This window comes from Acidovorax sp. GW835-FHT14B10 (assembly GCF_058793725.1).
The window spans coordinates 52260-70853 of the sequence record NZ_JBXAGC010000004.1; the positions used below are offsets into that span (position 1 = coordinate 52260).

Consider the following 18594-nt stretch of genomic DNA (forward strand, 5'->3'; position numbering starts at 1 on the left):
GCAGGCAAAGCGGCTATTGTGCGCCGAGCACCATCTCCCAGGGATTGATCAGCACCACGGGCGCGCTGACGAAGTCGCTCACGTTGCGCGTGACCACGGCCAGGCCATGTTCCAGTGCTGTCGCGGCGATCAGCGAATCAAAGGCTGCCATGGGCTTGCCCGCCGCCTCGGTCTGCGCGCAAAGGCGCGCCCAGTACCCCGCTGTGTCGCGCGTGAAAGCCAGAGCCCGTTGACCAAACCCCGCCTGCACCCCTGTCAGCCAATGGGCCAGCTCGCTTTGCCGGCGCGAAGGCGGCAGGCGAACGATGCCCCGCTCCAGTTCGGCCAAGGTCAGGGCCGAGACAAACAGGTCGGCAGATGCGCGCGCGCCCATCCAGTCCAGCACTGCGGGATGGGGAGCGGGCCGTACCAGTTCTGACAGCAGGCAAGTGTCCAGCAGGTATTTCACGCCAGGTCACTCCAGGGCCAACATGCGGAGGGGTTCGGCTGACCGCGTCGTGTCCAGCGGCTCGCCGCGTGGCGCCTTCAACAGCAGGGAAACCAGCGCATCTTCGCCTGCCAGCCGCCGGTACTCGGGCGCTGCCAATAGCACTACGGCGTCGCTGCCGCGCCGGGTGACCAACTGGGGACCTTGGTTCAGTGCGCACTCCACCAGTTCACTGAAGCGGCTTTTGGCGTCTTGTAGCTGCCAAGCATGCATGATGGGTCCTTTTTTATCAGACTAGTCTGTCTAGTATGGTGGAGCGGCATGATCATGTCAATCGCATAGACGGTGCCAATCACCGGCTTACAATTCCGTCCGGTGCCCACCCTGCTTGCACACGAGCAAAAAAAGGCCGTTTTCTTGCTCTCCATTCATTTCATGCGGCCTCTATTCATAGAGTGCGCAGCCGGTGTTAAACGTGTGCACTTTCCCGGCGTTGCGCGCTCGCTGAAGAAAGGTTTCACATGGACAACATCTCTTCGTTTGCGCGCCAGGCGCAAACCCACCTCCAAGCGATTGCGGGCGCCGGCAATGCCGTCGTCAAGCGGTCTCACGTCTACGAACTGATGGCCGCTGCGCTGGGGCTTGGCTCCCATGCCACCTTGAAGGCCCATGGCCTGCTGTGCCCTCTGCCGTCACAGCCGCTACTGGCGCACTACGGCGCCTTGCATCCTGGGCCTTGCGCTGCGCGGGCCGAGACCCTCGGCGTGGCCCGTGAGCGCTGCGGGCCCCTGGCGCAGGCCTTGTGCGCGGATATGGCAGCGAAGGCGCTGGGCCTGGTGCCATGGGAAGACATCCTTGGGGCCCTGCTTTCGGGCAGCCGAGAGCTTTACCGTGAAACACCGCGCGACGATGCGTACTACGAGTCACTTTACGCAGCGTTGGACGACGATCCCGACGCCTGGCCAGAAGATCCGGAACCCTTACGCCTGGACAGCCCCTTCGTGTGCCAAGCCTTGCAAAAGGCAGCCGAACAGGGCGAGGGGCGCGCCCACCTGGCGCTGGGTCTTCTGGTCGAGCGTGGAGCCCGCGTGGATGCTGGGCACCAGGGCGGAGACGACGCTGAGGAAGACGAAGACATGGACGACCTGCCCGATTCGCGGGCTGGCTTGTATTGGTACGAACGCCAGCAAAAGGGCGAGGTGCTGACGGGCGTCGAACTGGAATGGGCCGAGGGCTATGCAGAGCGCGTCCAGCGGCGCGCAGCGGCATCGCGTGACCTGGCCACGCGCAGCAGTACCGCCCGCGACCACTTCAACGCCGCCGCCGCATTGGGCCAGCACGATGCGTTGCTGCTGCTGGCAGACCGGTATGGCGATGATCGCTTCTTTGACCTTCAGGCGCCGCAGGTTCGTGCCGACCCTTTGTGGATTGCCGACCTCGCGCAACGCGTCGGCCGCTATGAATGGGCGCCCGCCTGGTTGGCATTGGCGGCCGAGCGTGGCGACATGCGGGCCATGCGAGAGCTCATGGAGTCGTGGCAGGCAGACGATTCTGTCAAGGTATGGACCTGGTTTCACTACGCCAGGTTGCTGGGTAAGGACCTCACTCAAGGTGACTACCGGGCCATTCACGAGGATGGCTCCAGCTACGACGACGATGTGGGTGGCCCCATGTTTGTGGACGGGATGGATAGCGTCGAGCTCCCGACAGTGGATGAATCCGTGCGCCAGGAAGCGCTGCGGGCGGCGCAATCCTTGTTTGCACGTATGAAGGTCGATTAATCCTGGCCGGGAAGCCGCGCAGCCCGGCTTTCTACAATAGAGGGCTATGCGAGCCCTTCACTACCCGGGCACCGATACGCGGGTGAGCGCTTCAAGGGTTTTCCGCGCGGCGTGAAGGGCAACAACGAGCTGCTGCCGAGCGTCCAGCGAAGCCCTGAAGCCGGGTCAGTCCAGCACGGTGCGCGCAATGATGTTGCGCTGGATTTCTGAGGAGCCTTCGTAGATGCGCAGAATGCGCGCATCGCGCACATAGCGCTCCAGCGGCATGTCCCGCGTAAAGCCGTAGCCACCGTGGATCTGCAGGGCTGCATCGGTCACGAAAGCCACCATTTCCGAGGCGTAGAGCTTGCACATGGCCGATTGCAGCGTGAACGGCTGCCCCGCCTCGCGCAGCGCCAGGGCCTGCAGGGTCAGGCCCCAGGCGGCTTCCAGGCGCAGCTTCATGTCGGCCAGCATCCATTGGATGCCTTGTTTGCCCGACAGCGGCTCGCCGCCGATCTGGCGTGTCTTGGCCCATTGCACGGCCGCGTCCAGCGCCGCCTCGGCAATGCCCAGGGAGGTGGCCGCCACGTCGAGCCGGCTGTTGTCCAGCACCTTCATGGCGGTCTTGAAGCCGGTGCCCTCGGCGCCCAGGCGGTGGTCCAGCGGCACATCCACCGCGTCGAACGACACCTCAAAGGCGTGGCCACCACGGATACCCATGAGTTTTTCGGGCGACGAGACGTGCACGCCCGGCGTGCTGGTGGGCACGATGAAGGCGCTCACGCCACGCGCCCCGGCTGCCGGGTCGGTCTTGGCAAACACCACCAGAAATTGCGCCTTGCCCGCGTTGGAGATGAAGTGCTTGACGCCATCGATGCGGTACACCTCGCCCTGGGCGGTGGTGGTGCGCACGGCGCGCGTGCTCAATTCGGCCGGGTGGGAGCCGCCGCGTGGCTCGGTCAGTGCAAAACCGGCCAGCCATTCGCCGCTGGCGCAGCGCGGCAGCCAGCGCGCACGCTGTGCGTCGTCGCCACCGATCAGCACCGCGTCGGTGCCCAGGTAGTGCGCGCCGATCATCGATGACGTGGCGGCGCAGGCGCGGGATATTTCGACCAGCGACAGCAGCATGGCCGTGGGGGTCACCCCGGGGCCGCCAAATTGCTCTGGAATGTTCATTCCCATCACGCCCAGCGCGGACAGGCCCGGGACATGGCAGGTGGCGCACAGCCCCTCCTCGTCCAGCGCCTGCGCCTGGGGCGCCAGTGCTTCGGCAGCGTAGCGGGCCACGGCGTCGGCCAGTGCGCGGTCTTCTGTGGTGATGCCCATGCGTTCGGTCATGTGATGTCTCCTGGAGGGTTTTCAGTGGGTGGGGCCGAACACGCCTGCAGCGCGCAGTTCGGCCAGTTTTTCCATGCTGCAGCCGGCCAGTGCCATGAGCAGCGCGTCCGTGTGTTCGCCCAGGGCAGGCGCACGCTCGGCCCGGTTGGGTGCGGCGCTGCCAAAGTGCACCGGCTGGGTGGGCAGGCGCAGGCCGGGCAGGCGCTCGTCGTGCACCGGGCGCAGCAGTTCGCGCGCCACGGCCTGCGGCGACTCCAGCGCCTGCGCAATGTTCCAGATGGGGGCCGCGGGCACACCGGCGCTGTCCAGCAGGGCCACCACCTGCGCCACGGGCAGGGTGCCCGCCCAGGCTTCAATCGCTTGCCGTAGTGCCGGCTCCGCCGCCGAGCGCGACTCGTCGGTGGCAAAGCGCGGGTCGCTGGCCAGCGCGGGCTGCGCCATGGCGGCGGCCAGCGCGTCAAACAGTTTCTTGTTGAGCACGGCCAGGGCAAAGTGGCCGTCCTGCGCGCGGTACACGCCAAACGGCGCGGACAGCGGGTGGCGGTTGCCCACGCGCCGCGCCGGTTTGCCGGTGAACAGGTAGCGTGCCATCGAGGTGGCCAGAAAGCTCAGCGTGGTGTCGAACATGGCCACATCCACATGCTGGCCCTGGCCGGTGCGCTGTGCTTGCAGCAGTGCCGCCAGCGTGGCCCAGGAGGCAAACAGCCCGGCCACCACGTCGGACACGGCCTCGCCCACCAGTGTGGGGGCGCCATCGGGCTCGCCTGTGGCCTCCATCAGGCCGCTCATGGCCTGCACGATGATGTCGTAGGCGGGCCGGTGCGCCAGTGGCCCGGTCTGGCCAAAGCCCGAGACGCTGACCACCACCAGCTTGGGGTTCAGTGCTTGCAGGCTGGCCGCGCCAATGCCCAGCCGCTCAGCCACGCCGGGGCGAAAGTTCTCCACCACCACATCAGCCTGCGCCGCCATGGAATGCACCAGCGCCACTGCTTCGGGGGACTTGAGGTCCAGCACCACGCTCTTCTTGTTGCGGTTCATGACAGTGAACAGCGCGCTTTCCCCGTTTTGCATGGGGCCAATGGCGCGGTAGTCGTCGCCCTGGGGCGGCTCGATCTTGATGACTTCGGCGCCCAAATCCGCGAGCAGGGCGGTCGAAAGCGGGCCAGCGAGCACCCGGGTGAAATCAAGAATGCGAATGCCGTCGAGCGGCAGTGTTGCGGGGGTCATGTTTGGGCTCCGACACATGTCAAAAATGCATCGTGGCGCACAATTGAATTAAAAGAAAGAATTGTTTTTTGATAAATTGGATCAATAAAAATGATGCAAATAAATCTGCGCCAGCTCGAATACTTTGCGGCCGCAGCCCACCACGGCGGTGCGGCGCGGGCCGCGCAGGCGCTGGGTGTGTCCCAGCCTTCGGTCTCCAAGGCCATTGCCGACCTGGAGGTGCTCTGGGGCGAAGCGCTGTTTGTGCGCCTGCATGCGCGGGGCATGGAGCTCACGGCCGCCGGCGTGGCGCGCCACCGCGCAGCCCAGGCCCTGCTGGAGCAGGCGCGCACCCTGGCCGGGCCGCGCTCGGGGGCGCTTGCGGGGTTGTTGCGTGTGGGGTGCCTGAGCACATTGGCCCCGCGCTGGCTGCCTGCCATCCTGGCGCATATGCGGGCAGCGCACCCGGCCATCGAGGTGCAATTCCACGAAGACGACACCGAGAACCTGATGCGCATGCTGGCGCGCGGGGCGCTGGATGTTGCCCTGCTGTACGACCTGGGCCTGGCACGCAGCGGTGTGCGACTCGAGCCGGTGGTGGACCTGGTGCCCTACGCCCTGCTGCCCTGGGGGCACCCGCTGGCGGCAGCCAGCAGCCTGCGTCTGAGCGAGCTGGCGCGCGAGCCCCTGGTGCTGATCAACCTGCCGCACAGCCGGGAGTATTTTTTGTCGCTGTTTCGCAGTGCGGGTGTCACGCCCCGCATCGTCTGCGAGTCCACTTCGCTGGAGACAGTGCGCGGCCTGGTCGCCAATGGGCTGGGCGTGTCCCTGCTGACCACGCGCCCGGTGAGCGACCGCAGCCATGACGGCAAGCGCGTTGCCTGCCGCAGGCTGCGGGGGCGTCTGGCAGCGCAGTCGGTGGTGCTGGCCTATCCGGACAGCGGTGCGACACCGGCGGCTCTGGCACAACCCTTTGCACGGGCCGTGCAGGCGGCGTTTGCCCCGCAGGCCGATGATCTGACGCGCAGGGCCAGCGTGCCGAACTGACCCTGCACAGGGGCGGGGTTTCGTATTAGGGTTTTACCTGTATATACAGGTACGGGCAGGGCTGCACAATGCGATGGCGTAGGGCGGCTGGGTGGATGCCGCCAACCCCACTTTGACGCTTCACACTGCAAAGGATTACCGTATGGTCCAGTCACTCATCAAGAATGCCGCACTGTTCGCAGTCGGCGCCGTCATCGCAGCCACGGCTGTTCCGGCCAGCGCACAGACCCGGATCACGCTGGGCATGTCGGGCTGGACCGGTTTTGCGCCGCTGACACTGGCCGACAAGGCCGGCATCTTCAAGAAAAACGGGCTGGAAGTGGATCTGCGCATGATTCCGCAGAAAGACCGCCACCTGGCCTTGGCGTCCGAAGCCATCCAGTGCGCCGCCACCACGATCGAAACGCACGTCGCCTGGAACGCCAATGGCGTACCCATCGTGCAGATTTTCCAGATGGACAAGTCCTACGGCGCCGATGGCCTTGCGGTGCGCAACGACGTCAAGACCTTTGCCGACCTCAAGGGCAAGACCATTGGTGTCTCTGCCCCCGGCACCGCACCGTACTTTGGCCTGGCCTGGATGCTCAACAAGAACGGCATGACCCTCAAGGACGTGAAGCTGGTGTCGCTGGAGCCGCAACCCGCAGCCCAGGCCTTCATTTCGGGTCAGAACGATGGTGCCATGACCTACGAGCCCTACCTGTCCACTGTGCGCGCCAATCCGCAGGCCGGCAAGATTCTGGCCACCACGCTCGACTACCCCATGGTGATGGACACCGTGGGCTGCGCACCCACCTGGCTCAAGGCCAATCCGCAGGCCGCGCAGGCACTGGCCAACTCGTATTTCGAGGCGGTGGAGCTGATCAAGGCGGACCCGGCCAAAGCGCATGAAATCATGGGCGCCGCCGTCAAGCAAAGCGGCGAGCAGTTTGCCAAGTCGGCGGGCTTCCTGCGCTGGCAGGACAAGGCGGCCAACCAGAAATTCTTTGCGGGAGACCTCATGCAGTTCATGAAGGACTCGGTGCCCATCCTGCTGGAGGCCGGTGTGATCCGCAAGGCGCCGGCTGACCTCAACGCCACCTTCGACGCCAGTTTCATCAAGTAAGCCGGAGCCATTCCGCCATGCAAACCAATTCTGTTTCCACGCCGGTGCGCGGTATGGCGTCGGTGCCGGTCGTCCGGCGCAAGCGTTCCATCAAGCCGCTGGACCCCATCAGTCCGCGCCTGCAATCCCTGCTGGGCATGGGCTTCTTTGTCCTGTTCGTGCTGGTGTGGGCAGGGTTCACGCTGGGTGGTTTGGTCTCGCCCACCTTCCTCGCCAGCCCGGTCACCATGGTGCAGGAAGGGTGGTTGCTGTTCACCGAGTACAACTTCCTGCACGACATCGGCATGACGGTGTGGCGCGTGATGGGGGGCTTTGTGCTGGCCACGGCCATCGCGGTGCCGCTGGGCATTGCCATGGGCGCCTACAAGCCGGTGGAGGCGTTCTTCGAGCCCTTCATTTCGTTTTGCCGCTACTTGCCTGCGTCGGCTTTCATCCCGCTCCTGATCCTGTGGGCCGGCATTGGTGAGACGCAAAAACTCCTGGTCATCTTCATTGGCTCGGTGTTCCAGATCGTGCTGATGGTGGCGGTCACCGTGGGGGGCGCCCGGCGTGACCTGGTCGAGGCGGCCTACACCCTGGGTGCCGGCAGCAGCGGCATCGTGCGCCGCGTGCTCATTCCCGGCGCCGCGCCGGGAATAGCCGAAACACTGCGCCTGGTGCTGGGCTGGGCCTGGACCTACGTCATCGTGGCAGAGCTGATCGGCTCTGCCTCGGGCATCGGCCACATGATCATGGACAGCCAGGCCCTGCTCAATACCGGGCAGATCATCTTCGGCATCATCATCATCGGCATCATCGGTTTGATCTCGGATCTGGCGTTCAAGACGCTCAACCGCCGCCTGTTCGCCTGGAGCAACCTGTAATGAGCGCACTGAACCAACTGTCCATCCGCGGCGTCTCGCGCACCTTCACTTCGGCGCGCGGCCAGGCCACGCAGGCTTTGCTGCCCGTGGATTTTGAGGTGCGCGAAAACGATTTCGTCACCATTCTGGGCCCCTCGGGCTGCGGCAAATCGACGATGCTGCGCATCGTGGCCGGCCTGGACTTTCCGACCACCGGGCAGGTGGTGCTCGACGGACGGCCGGTCGAGGGCCCCGGCGCCGACCGCGGCATGGTGTTCCAGAGCTACACGCTGTTCCCCTGGCTGACCATCGAGCAGAACATTCGCTTCGGCTTGCGCGAGCGTGGCATGGGTGTTGCGCAGCAAAAAGAGCGCAGCGACTACTTCATCAGCAAGGTAGGCCTGCGCGGCTTCGAGCAGCATTTTCCCAAGCAGCTCTCGGGTGGCATGCAGCAGCGCACGGCGATTGCCCGCGCGCTGGCCAACGACCCCAAGATTCTGCTCATGGACGAGCCCTTTGGTGCGCTCGACAACCAGACCCGCGTACTCATGCAGGAGTTGCTGCTGGGCATCTGGGAGGCTGAGCGCAAGACGGTGATGTTCGTCACGCACGACATCGATGAAGCCATCTTCATGGCCAACCGCGTGGCGGTGTTCAGTGCCCGGCCCGGCCGCATCAAGACCGAGCTGGCGGTAGACTTGCCGCACCCGCGCCATTACACGATCAAGACCAGCCCCGAGTTCATGGACCTCAAAGCCCGTTTGACGGAAGAGATCCGGGCCGAGTCGCTGGCCGCCGATCTGCATTGAACCGCCTGCAACGTTGCCCGCCATGACCCACCCCACCGTTCGCCGTTCTCGCCATGCCGCGCATCCGGCCCGCAGTGCGCCTGCGCCCGCACAGGCCATGGCGCTGTACGAGCAGATCAAAGACCACATCTCGCGCAAGATCCAGGAAGGTGTCTGGCGCGCCGGTGACCGGCTGCCTTCCGAAAACGATCTGGTGATCCAGTTCGGCGTCTCCCGCATGACGGTGAACCGCGCCCTGCGCGAACTGGTCGAGCAGGGTCGCATCGTGCGGGTGGCCGGGGTGGGCAGCTTTGTGGCCGAAGACAAGCCCCAGTCCACCCTGCTGCAGATCGCCAACCTGGCGACCGAGATCCGCCAGCGCGGGCACGACTACCGTTGCGACCTGCTTTCGGTCGAGCGCATTTCGGCCAGCCTGGAGGTGGCCGCTGCGCTGGACCTGCGCACGGGCGAGTCGGTCTTCCATTCGCTGTGCATCCACCGCGAGGACGGCGTGCCGGTCCAGCTGGAAGACCGCTATGTCCATCCCGGCCAGGTGCCGCAATTCACCCAGCAGGATTTCTCGCAGCAGCAGCCCTCCGAATACCTGGTACGCAATGTCCCCTTCGACCAGATCGAGCATGTGGTCGATGCCGTCATGCCCACGCCAGAGCAGGCGGCGCTGCTGGAGATGAACGTGGCCGAGCCCTGTCTGCTGCTCACGCGGCGCACCTGGTCGCGCGGCGTCCCCATCACCGTGGTTCGTTGCCTGCACCCCGCCTCGCGTTACCGGCTGGGCAGCCGGTTCCGGACCGACGGCAACCCGCTCCAGGGCTGAAGCCCTCTCTTCACCCTCTTCGCATTGCGCTCACGGCTACTTGTCTATACAGGATCATCCCATGTCTACCACCACCCCGTCCCCACTGACCCTGCGTCCTGGCCATGTCACGCTGGCCGAGCTGCGCCGTATCCATGCCGCACCCCTGCCGTTGATCCTCGATCCGGCGGCAGGCGCAGGCATGCAGGCATCGCAAGCCACGGTGCAGCGCATCGTCGATGAAGACCAGGTGGTCTATGGCATCAACACCGGTTTTGGCAAGCTCGCCAGCACCAAGATCGCCCACGAGCGCCTGGCCGAGCTGCAGCGCAACCTGGTGCTGTCGCACAGCGTAGGCACGGGCGATGCATTGCCCGACGACGTGGTGCGGCTCATCCTCGCGACCAAGGCCATCAGCCTGGCGCGCGGGCACTCGGGCATCCGGCCCGAGATCGTGGACGCGCTCCTGGCCATGGCCAATGCCAACGTGTTGCCCGTGATTCCGGCCAAGGGCTCGGTGGGGGCGTCGGGCGACCTGGCGCCGCTGGCCCACCTGGCCTGCGTGCTGATCGGGGAAGGGCAGGCCAAGGTCAACGGCAGCGTGGTGCCGGGCGCGGAGGCCATGCGCTCCATCGGTTTGCAGCCCTTTGTGCTGGGCCCCAAGGAGGGGCTGGCGCTGCTCAACGGCACGCAGGTGTCCACCTCGCTCGCGCTGGCCGGGCTGTTCGGCGCCGAGAGCGTGTTCGCTGCCGCGCTGGTAGCAGGCTGCCTGTCGCTCGAAGCCATCAAGGGCTCGGTCAAGCCGTTTGACGCGCGCATCCACGAAGCGCGCGGCCAGGCCGGTCAGATCGCCGTGGCGGCTGCCGTGCGCGCGCTGCTCGACGGCAGCGCCATCGACACCTCGCACCCCCACTGCGGCCGCGTGCAGGACCCATATTCGATCCGCTGCGTGCCGCAGGTGATGGGGGCGTGCCTCGATAACCTGCACCACGCTGCGCGCGTGCTTACCACCGAGGCGAATGCGGCGTCGGACAACCCGCTGGTGTTCAGCAATGGCGATGTGATCTCCGGCGGCAACTTCCATGCCGAACCCGTGGCCTTTGCGGCGGACATCCTTGCGCTGGCCGTGGCCGAGATCGGCGCCATCTCCGAGCGCCGCCTGTCGCTGCTGCTGGACCCCGGCCTCTCGGGCCTGCCCGCCTTCCTGATCCGCGACAGCGGCGTGAACTCGGGCTTCATGATTGCGCAGGTCACCGCCGCCGCCCTGGCCGCCGAAAACCAGTGCCTGGCCAACCCCAGCAGCGTGACCAGCCTGCCGACGTCGGCCAACCAGGAAGACCATGTCTCCATGGCCACCTACGGCGCACGCCGCCTGGCCGACATGGTGCGCAATGCGGCGGTGATGGTCGGCATCGAGGCCATGGCCGCTGCGCAGGGCATGGAGTTTGACCGGAGGCCGGTGGCCCCCACGCTCGGCACTGACGTGTCCTCGCTGCTCCCCGAGGGGGCGCAGCCAGCCTTGGGGCGGCCCGGCGGTTGGCTGAAATCCTCACCCCTCATCGAAGCCCAGTTCGCTGCCATCCGCCAGCGCGTGGCCTATCTGGAGCAAGACCGCTACCTCGCGCCCGACATCGAGTCCATGCGCGAATGGGCGCAGCAGTCCGCATGGCCTGCAGCGCTGGCGCAATGCCTGCCCAGCCACGCCTGAGCCCTTCATCTTCCCGCCTACGTACTTTCAGGAGCTCGTCATGAATACCATGAGCATCCCGCCCCACGCACCAGTGAGTGGCGTCGAAACCCGAACCATCGACATGGTTCCCGAGCGCGAGCGCCACGGCTCCCCGCGCAGCCAGTTCACCTTGTGGTTCGGCGCCAATCTGCAGATTACCGCCGTGGTGGATGGCGCGCTGGCCATCATCTTCGGTGTGGACGCGATGACGGCCATCATGGGCCTGTTGATCGGCAACATCCTCGGTGGCGCAGTGATGGCTCTGCACTCGGCCCAGGGCCCGCGCATGGGGTTGCCGCAGATGATTTCGAGCCGGGTGCAGTTCGGCGTCAAGGGCGCGGCGCTGCCGCTGATCCTGGTCATCGTGATGTACCTCGGGTTCGCCGCCACCGGCACGGTGCTGTCGGGCCAGGCGATCAACAGCATGTTCGGCGTGACTGCACCGGCATTCGGCATCGTTGTCTTCGGCAGTCTGACGGCCATCGTTGCGACGGCTGGCTATCGCTTGATCCACCAGCTGGGCAAGATCGCCAGCATCGTGGGCATCTTCGGCTGGCTGTTTCTGGCGTACCAGCTGTTTCGCCAGTACGACGTGAGCGCTGCGTTCGGACACACGGCATTCAGCGTGCCGACGCTCTTGCTGGCGATCTCGCTTTCGGCAGGCTGGCAACTGACATTTGCGCCCTATGTCGCCGACTATTCGCGCTACCTGCCGTCCCACACCCCCGCCGCCTCGACGTTCTGGACGACCTTCCTCGGCACAGCCCTGGGCGCGCAGATCGCGATGACTTTCGGCGTGCTGGTGGCGGCGGTGTCGGGCGCCGCCTTCCTGAAGAACCAGGTAGGTTTCATGGGCGGTCTGGCCGGCCCGGGTGCCGCGGTGGTGATCTACCTGGTGATTGTGATGGGCAAGCTGACGGTCAACTGCCTGAACGCCTATGGCGGCTTTATGTCGATGCTGACCACCGTCAGCGCTTTCAACCACAAGACACGGGTTTCGCCGCTGGCGCGCATGCTGTTCATCGTTGGCTTCGTCGCCGTGTCGATGGTGATCGCGCTGGCGGCCAGTGCCGACTTTCTGAACAATTTCAAGAACTTCGTGCTGCTGCTGCTGGCCGTGTTCGTGCCTTGGAGCGCAGTCAACCTGGTGGACTACTACCTGGTCTCCAAGGAACGGGTGGACATCCCGGCGCTGTACGACAGCCAAGGCCGCTACGGCAGCTACAACTGGATCGCCCTGGGCTGCTACGTGCTCGGTATCGTCGTTCAGATTCCGTTCCTGGCCCAGAAGATGTACACCGGTCCTTTCACCAAGATGCTGGGCGGTGCCGATATTTCCTGGATCGTGAGCTTGATCGTTACCGCGCTGGTGTACTACCCGCTGGCGAAAAAGACGATGAAAGTCCCGGCCGGGATGATCTTTCCCGCCGCCGATGTGCCGGGCGTCAAGACATCCACGACACCGGCGGATACGACCTTGCGCGGTGCCCGGTGCACCGGTTGATTCGACGCCGTTTCTCTCACCGAAATTTTCACTCTACCCACCCCCACCTCTAATGGAGATCGCCATGAACGCCCCCGAAAAATTTGTTTCCACCGACCCCCGCTTCGATGCCAGCCGCGTGATTCGCGCGCCGCGCGGAACCGAACTCAGCTGCAAGAACTGGCTGACCGAAGCGGCCTACCGCATGATCCAGAACAACCTGGACGCCGAAGTGGCGGAAGATCCGAAAAACCTGGTCGTCTACGGCGGCATTGGCCGCGCCGCCCGCAACTGGGAATGCTTCGACCAGATCCTGGCCTCGCTCAAGGACCTGAACAGCGACGAAACCCTGCTGGTGCAGTCGGGCAAGCCGGTGGGCGTTTTCAAGACGCATGAGAACGCGCCGCGCGTGCTGATTGCCAACTCCAACCTGGTGCCCAAGTGGGCCAGCTGGGAACACTTCAACGAACTGGACCGCAAGGGCCTGTTCATGTACGGCCAGATGACGGCCGGCAGCTGGATCTACATCGGCAGCCAGGGCATCGTGCAGGGCACCTTTGAAACGTTCGTCGAGGCCGGCCGCCAGCACTACAACAACAGCCTGGCAGGCAAGTGGATTCTCACCGCCGGTCTGGGCGGCATGGGGGGGGCGCAGCCGCTGGCCGCCACGCTGGCGGGCGCCTGCTCGCTCAACATCGAGTGCCAGCAGTCCAGCATCGACTTTCGTCTGCGCACCCGCTATGTGGACAAGCAGGCCCGCGACATCGACCACGCGCTCGAACTCATCGCGCAGCACACGGCGGCCAAGGAAGCCATTTCCATCGCGCTGCTGGGCAATGCGGCCGACATCGTTCCCGAGCTGGTGCGCCGCGCCAAGGCGGGCGCCATCCGCCCCGATCTGGTGACCGACCAGACCTCCGCGCACGATCTCATCAACGGCTACCTGCCCTCGGGCTGGAGCGTGGCGCAGTGGAAGGCCGCGCAAAAAGATCCCGCGCAGCACGCCGCGCTGACCGATGCCGCGGCCAAATCCTGCGCCGTGCACGTGCAGGCCATGCTGGACTTCCAGGCCATGGGCATCCCGACCGTGGACTACGGCAACAACATCCGCCAGGTGGCCTTCGACCAGGGCGTGGCAAATGCCTTCGACTTTCCCGGTTTCGTGCCCGCCTACATCCGCCCGTTGTTCTGCGAAGGCAAGGGGCCGTTCCGCTGGGTGGCGCTCTCGGGCGACCCGGAAGATATCTACAAGACCGACGCCAAGCTCAAGGAGCTGTTCCCCAACGACAAGCCGCTGCACCGCTGGCTCGACATGGCACGTGAACGCATCGCTTTTCAGGGTCTGCCAGCGCGCATCTGCTGGCTGGGCCTGGGCGAACGCGACAAGGCCGGCCTGGCCTTCAACGAAATGGTGAAAAACGGTGAGCTGAAGGCCCCTATCGTCATTGGCCGCGACCACCTCGACACTGGCTCGGTCGCCAGCCCCAACCGCGAGACGGAAGCCATGAAGGACGGCACCGACGCCGTGAGCGACTGGCCGCTGCTCAACGCGCTGCTCAACACCGCCGGCGGCGCCACCTGGGTCAGCCTGCACCACGGCGGCGGCGTGGGCATGGGTTATTCGCAGCACTCGGGCATGGTCATCGTGGCCGACGGCACCGATGCTGCGAGGGAGCGCCTGGCGCGCGTGCTGGTCAACGACTGCGGCAGCGGCGTGATGCGCCATGCGGACGCGGGTTATGAGCTGGCCATCGCCACGGCGAAGAAGCAGGGGCTCAAGCTCCCCATGGTCAAGTAAGCACCCGCCATGCAGCGTTTTGACCTGGCCACCACGCCCTGCACCCCGTGGAAGAACGGTGGCGGGGCCACGCGCGAACTGGCCTGCTGGCCACCCGGCGCCGATATGGAACATTTCGACTGGCGGGTCAGCGTGGCCACGATTGCGCAGAGCGGCCCGTTCTCGCGCTTTGCCGGGGTGGACCGGGTCATCACCTTGCTGACGGGCGATGGCGTGCACCTGCGCCAGCCAGACGCCGGCATCGACCACCGTCTGGAACGACCGCTGCAGCCCTTTGCCTTTGCGGGCGACGGTGGCATGGACTGCGATCTGCTGGGCGGTGTGTCGCAGGACTTCAACCTGATGACGCGCCGGGGCCGCTGGCAGGGCGCAGTGCAGGTGCTGAGAAGCCCAGCGGTTCTGCCGGCCCGGCCTGCCGGTCTGCTGTTGGCGGTGCAGGGCGGCTGGACCATCGCGCCCCTGGCTGCCGTGGGTGGGCAGGCCGTGGTGCTGGCGCCGGATACCGGCGTGTGCTGGACCCATGAGGACTGCGGCTGGAGCGCGGTGCCCGAGTCCAGCGCAGGCGACAGCGTGCTCCTGCACGTGCTGCTGGAGCCGGTAGGAAGTGCTTGCCAAGGCAGCAGAAATCTTCATGAAAATGACCTGTCACGCTTATTCAACAAGCGCTAACAGCTATCCACACCATAGTTTTTCGGAGTGCGCATGATGTCTCCCACTTCTTCCGCCGATGGCGTGTGGCGCAACCTGCGCCTGGCGCCCGGGCTCGCCGTGCCCGATGTGGCTTTGCCGGCAGGGGAGCTTGCCGCCGTCGTGGTGCAAGACGGCATGCTGCGCTGGGTTGGCCCCACGGGCGCCGTGCCCGCCGCCCATGCCGCGCTGCCGCAGCGCGATGGCGGCGGCGCGCTTGCCACGCCGGGCCTGGTGGACTGCCACACCCATCTGGTCTATGGCGGCCAGCGTGCGAATGAATTTGCCATGCGCCTGGCCGGTGCCAGCTACGAAGAGATCGCCCAGGCGGGCGGCGGCATTGTCTCCAGCGTGAACGCCACGCGCACGGCGAGTGAAGACGCCTTGTTTGCCCTGGCCGCCCCGCGCCTGCAGGCGCTGCTCGACGAAGGCGTGTGTGCCATCGAAATCAAGTCCGGCTACGGCCTGGCGCTGGAGCACGAGCGCAAGCAGCTGCGCGTGGCCCGCCGCCTGGGCAAAACCTTTGGCGTGACGGTGCGCACCACCTTCCTGGGCGCGCATGCGCTGCCACCGGAATACGCGGGCCGCAGCCAGGACTACATCGACCTGGTGTGCCAGGAGATGCTGCCCGCGCTGGCCGCCGAGGGCCTGGTGGATGCGGTCGATGTGTTCTGCGAGCGCATCGCCTTCACGCTGGCCGAGACCGAGCAGGTCTTCCGCGCCGCGCAGCAACTCGGTCTCCCCGTCAAGCTGCACGCCGAGCAGATCTCGGACATGGGTGGCTCGGCGCTGGCCGCACGCTATGGCGCCTTGTCGTGCGACCACATCGAGCATTTGTCGCAGGCCGGTATCGACGCCATGCAGGCCGCTGGCACCGTCGCCGTGCTGCTGCCCGGTGCCTACTACACGCTGCGCGACACGCAGCTGCCGCCCATTGCGCAACTTCGCGCTGCGGGTGTGCCCATGGCCGTGTCCACCGACCACAACCCTGGCACTTCGCCGTGCTTAAGCCTGCTGCTCATGGCCAACATGGCCTGCACGCTGTTCCGTCTGACGGTGCCCGAGGCGCTGGCGGGCATCACCACCCACGCCGCCCGCGCGCTGGGCTTGCAGGATTCGCTCGGCCTCATCGCCTCGGGCCGGCCTGCCAATTTCGTGCTGTGGCCCGTGGCTGAAGCGGCTGAACTGGCCTACTGGTTTGGGCACAAGCCTGCGGCCACCATCGTGCGCCAGGGCCGCGTGGCGAACGATGGCATGGGAATCTGCGCCGCACAAGGAGCCCGCCATGGCGCTTGATCACGAATTGACGGGCCGCAGCCTCTTCGCGGCCCACGCCTTGCTGCCCACCGGATGGGCGCGCAACGTGCTGGTGCAATGGGACGGCGACGGTTGCATCATGGGTGTGGCGGCCGACTCGGTGGCGCCAGCGGGGGTGCCCGTGGCGAAAGGGCCGCTGCTGCCCGGCGTGCCCAACCTGCATTCGCACGCGTTCCAGCGCGCTTTTGCGGGCTTGACCGAATACCGTGCAGAAAGCCAGGACAGCTTCTGGAGCTGGCGCAACCTGATGTACCGCTTTGCCGCACGCATCACGCCGGAATCGCTGGAAGCCATCGCCACCTGGTTGTATGTGGAGATGCTGGAGGCGGGTTACACCGCGGTGTGCGAGTTCCACTACGTGCACCACGACCAGGGTGGCACGCCCTACGCCGACGACGCCACGCTGTCGCTGGCCTTGCTGCGCGCCGCACGCAATGCGGGCATGGGCATCACCTTGCTGCCCGTGCTCTACCAGACCAGCGGGTTTGGTGGCAGGCCGCCCCGCCAAGACCAGGCCCGGTTCATTCGCAGCACGGACAATATGCTCTCATTATTGGAGCGTTTGGCGCCCGCCACGCAGGCGCAAAAGGCTGCTCTGGGTCTGGCGCCGCATTCCCTGCGCGCCGTGCCACCCGACAGCCTGGCGGCTGCCGTGCGCGGCCTCACCGCGCTGAATCCGCAGGCCCCCATCCACATTCACATAGCGGAGCAGACGCAGGAAGTCGAGGACTGCATCGCCTGGAGTGGCCAGCGCCCCGTGCAATGGCTGCTTCAGCACGCCCCCGTGGATGCGCGCTGGTGCCTGGTGCACGCCACGCACATGACGCCTGCCGAATACGCGGGCGCTGCCCGCAGTGGCGCCGTGGCGGGCATCTGCCCTACCACCGAGGCCAACCTGGGCGACGGCATCTTCGACATGCCGCTGTGGCTGCAGCACGGCGGCCGCTGGGGTGTGGGCTCGGACAGCCACGCCTGCGTGAATGCGGCCGAAGAATTGCTGATGCTCGAATACAGCCAGCGCCTGCAACGCCGCCAGCGCAACGTGCTGGCCAGCACCGCACAGGCCGAGGTGGCCGCCGCCATGACCTTGCAGGCCGTGCAGGGAGGGGCGCAGGCCGCCGGGCGCGCCATCGCCGGTCTGGCGGTGGGCCAGCAGGCCGACATGGTGGTGCTCGATGCGCACCATGTGGCGCTGCGCGACCTGCCGCCGCACAGCATGCTCTCGGCCCATGTGTTTGGCAGCCACCGCACCTCGGCCATCGACAGCCTGTGGGTGGCGGGCGTGTGCCGCGTATCCCAAGGCCGCCATGCACTGCACGAGACGGCCGCGCAGGCCTTTGTGGCGGCGCGTTCTGCCACCATTGCGCCGGATTGATGCAGGCCCCAACCCACTCCTACCCCTTGACGGAATCCACCATGACCGATACCACCCACCCACCATTCGTCTTTCACCAGGGCACACAGCCGCTGCTCATCTCCATGCCCCATGCGGGCACCTATGTGCCGCCCGCCCTGGCCGACCGCTTCACCGACGAGGCCCGCCAGGTGCCCGACACCGACTGGCACATGGACCGCCTGTATGCCTTTGCCCGCGACATGGGGGCCTCGATCCTGGTGGCCACCCATTCGCGCTATGTGGTGGACCTGAACCGCCCGCCCGACGGGGCAAGCCTGTACCCGGGCCAGAGCGTGACGGGGCTGTGCCCTGTGGACACGTTTGACGACACGCCCATCTATGCGCGCGGCGATGTGCCGGACGAGGCCGAGACGGCGGCACGGCGCGAGGCGATCTGGGCGCCTTACCACGCCCAGCTGCGCGCCGAACTCGACCGCATCCGCGCCCGGCACGGCGTGGCCATGCTGTGGGATGCGCACTCGATCCGCTCGGTGCTTCCGCGCTTCTTCGAGGGCAAGTTGCCGGACCTGAACCTGGGCACCGCCAACGGCGCGAGCTGTGACACCGCACTGGCGCAGGAAATCCTGGCCATCGCCAAGGCCGCCACGGGATACACCGCCGTGCTCAATGGCCGATTCCAGGGCGGATACATCACGCGCCACTATGGCCAGCCTGGGCAGGGGGTGCATGCCATCCAGCTGGAGATGTCCCAATGCAGCTACATGCAGGAGGCGTTGCCGTTTGACTACCTGCCCGCGCTGGCCGAGCAGGTGCAGCCGCACCTGCGGCGCATGCTGGAGGCGGTGCTGGGATTTGCGCGCAAGGCGGCGTAAAGCCGGGCCACAACCCTTGCG

17 protein-coding genes are annotated in these 18594 nt (G+C 66.2%); 13 read left to right on the plus strand and 4 right to left on the minus strand.

Annotation, left to right across the window (positions count from 1 at the left end; genetic code table 11):
• Positions 1 to 13 precede the first annotated feature (13 nt).
• Positions 14 to 448, minus strand: a complete 435-nt coding sequence (locus AC1Q5S_RS04905; RefSeq protein ID WP_303832795.1) for a type II toxin-antitoxin system VapC family toxin — start codon at positions 446 to 448, stop codon at positions 14 to 16.
• A gap of 6 nt (positions 449 to 454) precedes the next feature.
• Entirely contained in the window at positions 455 to 700 is a 246-nt protein-coding gene (locus tag AC1Q5S_RS04910; protein ID WP_492238422.1) for a type II toxin-antitoxin system Phd/YefM family antitoxin, read from the minus strand.
• Between the two features lie 248 nt (positions 701 to 948).
• On the opposite strand from AC1Q5S_RS04910, the gene AC1Q5S_RS04915 reads away from it, so the two are divergent.
• Positions 949 to 2208 carry a hypothetical protein gene (locus tag AC1Q5S_RS04915; protein ID WP_303832793.1) on the plus strand — a complete coding sequence of 420 codons (1260 nt, stop codon included), beginning with the start codon at positions 949 to 951 and terminating at the stop codon, positions 2206 to 2208.
• A gap of 165 nt (positions 2209 to 2373) precedes the next feature.
• Here AC1Q5S_RS04915 and AC1Q5S_RS04920 read toward each other — a convergent pair whose 3' ends face one another.
• Positions 2374 to 3528 (minus strand): acyl-CoA dehydrogenase family protein, encoded by a 1155-nt coding sequence (locus tag AC1Q5S_RS04920; RefSeq protein WP_303832791.1) that lies wholly within the window; start codon positions 3526 to 3528, stop codon positions 2374 to 2376.
• Between the two features lie 21 nt (positions 3529 to 3549).
• A complete protein-coding gene (locus tag AC1Q5S_RS04925) occupies positions 3550 to 4755 on the minus strand; it encodes a CaiB/BaiF CoA transferase family protein (protein WP_303832790.1) in 1206 nt (401 codons plus the stop codon).
• Between the two features lie 90 nt (positions 4756 to 4845).
• Between AC1Q5S_RS04925 and AC1Q5S_RS04930 the strand changes: the two genes are divergently transcribed.
• From AC1Q5S_RS04930 to hutG, 12 genes are all read left to right on the plus strand, one after another.
• Entirely contained in the window at positions 4846 to 5781 is a 936-nt protein-coding gene (locus tag AC1Q5S_RS04930; protein ID WP_303832789.1) for a LysR family transcriptional regulator, read from the plus strand.
• Positions 5782 to 5923: 142 nt separating this feature from the next.
• Positions 5924 to 6886: an ABC transporter substrate-binding protein gene (locus tag AC1Q5S_RS04935; RefSeq protein ID WP_303832788.1), complete on the plus strand. Its 963-nt coding sequence runs from the start codon at positions 5924 to 5926 to the stop codon at positions 6884 to 6886.
• 53 nt (positions 6887 to 6939) lie between these two features.
• On the plus strand, positions 6940 to 7749 hold the full coding sequence (locus tag AC1Q5S_RS04940; protein ID WP_303832824.1) for an ABC transporter permease: 810 nt from the start codon (positions 6940 to 6942) through the stop codon (positions 7747 to 7749).
• A gap of 8 nt (positions 7750 to 7757) precedes the next feature.
• Complete coding sequence (locus AC1Q5S_RS04945) at positions 7758 to 8537, plus strand: ABC transporter ATP-binding protein (RefSeq protein WP_303832823.1); 780 nt, start codon at positions 7758 to 7760, stop codon at positions 8535 to 8537.
• A 22-nt stretch (positions 8538 to 8559) separates the two neighbouring features.
• Entirely contained in the window at positions 8560 to 9351 is a 792-nt protein-coding gene (gene hutC, locus AC1Q5S_RS04950) for a histidine utilization transcriptional repressor HutC (RefSeq protein WP_303832787.1), read from the plus strand.
• A 61-nt stretch (positions 9352 to 9412) separates the two neighbouring features.
• Complete coding sequence (gene hutH, locus AC1Q5S_RS04955) at positions 9413 to 11038, plus strand: histidine ammonia-lyase (RefSeq protein WP_492238423.1); 1626 nt, start codon at positions 9413 to 9415, stop codon at positions 11036 to 11038.
• Between the two features lie 49 nt (positions 11039 to 11087).
• Complete coding sequence (locus tag AC1Q5S_RS04960) at positions 11088 to 12563, plus strand: purine-cytosine permease family protein (RefSeq protein ID WP_492238456.1); 1476 nt, start codon at positions 11088 to 11090, stop codon at positions 12561 to 12563.
• 64 nt (positions 12564 to 12627) lie between these two features.
• Entirely contained in the window at positions 12628 to 14340 is a 1713-nt protein-coding gene (gene hutU, locus AC1Q5S_RS04965; RefSeq protein WP_492238424.1) for a urocanate hydratase, read from the plus strand.
• A 9-nt stretch (positions 14341 to 14349) separates the two neighbouring features.
• Positions 14350 to 15009, plus strand: a complete 660-nt coding sequence (locus AC1Q5S_RS04970) for a HutD/Ves family protein (protein ID WP_492238425.1) — start codon at positions 14350 to 14352, stop codon at positions 15007 to 15009.
• Between the two features lie 36 nt (positions 15010 to 15045).
• The gene (gene hutI, locus AC1Q5S_RS04975; RefSeq protein WP_422203452.1) at positions 15046 to 16323 is read left to right on the plus strand and encodes an imidazolonepropionase; all 1278 of its coding nucleotides are present in this window, start codon (positions 15046 to 15048) and stop codon (positions 16321 to 16323) included.
• The gene (locus AC1Q5S_RS04980; RefSeq protein ID WP_492238426.1) at positions 16313 to 17719 is read left to right on the plus strand and encodes a formimidoylglutamate deiminase; all 1407 of its coding nucleotides are present in this window, start codon (positions 16313 to 16315) and stop codon (positions 17717 to 17719) included. Before hutI ends, AC1Q5S_RS04980 begins: the two co-directional genes overlap by 11 nt.
• A 41-nt stretch (positions 17720 to 17760) precedes the next feature.
• On the plus strand, positions 17761 to 18573 hold the full coding sequence (hutG, locus tag AC1Q5S_RS04985; RefSeq protein ID WP_492238427.1) for an N-formylglutamate deformylase: 813 nt from the start codon (positions 17761 to 17763) through the stop codon (positions 18571 to 18573).
• The last annotated feature ends 21 nt before the right edge of the window (positions 18574 to 18594 follow it).

Excerpts from the sequence above, each read along its gene's own strand:
- AC1Q5S_RS04970 (WP_492238425.1), top strand. The coding sequence starts at position 14,350 with ATGCAGCGTTTTGACCTGGCCACCACGCCCTGCACCCCGTGGAAGAAC.
- hutH (WP_492238423.1), top strand. The coding sequence starts at position 9,413 with ATGTCTACCACCACCCCGTCCCCACTGACCCTGCGTCCTGGCCATGTC.
- hutI (WP_422203452.1), top strand. The coding sequence starts at position 15,046 with ATGTCTCCCACTTCTTCCGCCGATGGCGTGTGGCGCAACCTGCGCCTG.
- AC1Q5S_RS04940 (WP_303832824.1), top strand. The coding sequence starts at position 6,940 with ATGGCGTCGGTGCCGGTCGTCCGGCGCAAGCGTTCCATCAAGCCGCTG.
- AC1Q5S_RS04960 (WP_492238456.1), top strand. The coding sequence starts at position 11,088 with ATGAGCATCCCGCCCCACGCACCAGTGAGTGGCGTCGAAACCCGAACC.
- AC1Q5S_RS04920 (WP_303832791.1), bottom strand. The coding sequence starts at position 3,528 with ATGACCGAACGCATGGGCATCACCACAGAAGACCGCGCACTGGCCGAC.
- hutC (WP_303832787.1), top strand. The coding sequence starts at position 8,560 with ATGACCCACCCCACCGTTCGCCGTTCTCGCCATGCCGCGCATCCGGCC.
- AC1Q5S_RS04980 (WP_492238426.1), top strand. The coding sequence starts at position 16,313 with ATGGCGCTTGATCACGAATTGACGGGCCGCAGCCTCTTCGCGGCCCAC.
- AC1Q5S_RS04925 (WP_303832790.1), bottom strand. The coding sequence starts at position 4,755 with ATGACCCCCGCAACACTGCCGCTCGACGGCATTCGCATTCTTGATTTC.
- AC1Q5S_RS04910 (WP_492238422.1), bottom strand. The coding sequence starts at position 700 with ATGCATGCTTGGCAGCTACAAGACGCCAAAAGCCGCTTCAGTGAACTG.
- AC1Q5S_RS04935 (WP_303832788.1), top strand. The coding sequence starts at position 5,924 with ATGGTCCAGTCACTCATCAAGAATGCCGCACTGTTCGCAGTCGGCGCC.
- hutG (WP_492238427.1), top strand. The coding sequence starts at position 17,761 with ATGACCGATACCACCCACCCACCATTCGTCTTTCACCAGGGCACACAG.
- AC1Q5S_RS04930 (WP_303832789.1), top strand. The coding sequence starts at position 4,846 with ATGATGCAAATAAATCTGCGCCAGCTCGAATACTTTGCGGCCGCAGCC.
- hutU (WP_492238424.1), top strand. The coding sequence starts at position 12,628 with ATGAACGCCCCCGAAAAATTTGTTTCCACCGACCCCCGCTTCGATGCC.
- AC1Q5S_RS04915 (WP_303832793.1), top strand. The coding sequence starts at position 949 with ATGGACAACATCTCTTCGTTTGCGCGCCAGGCGCAAACCCACCTCCAA.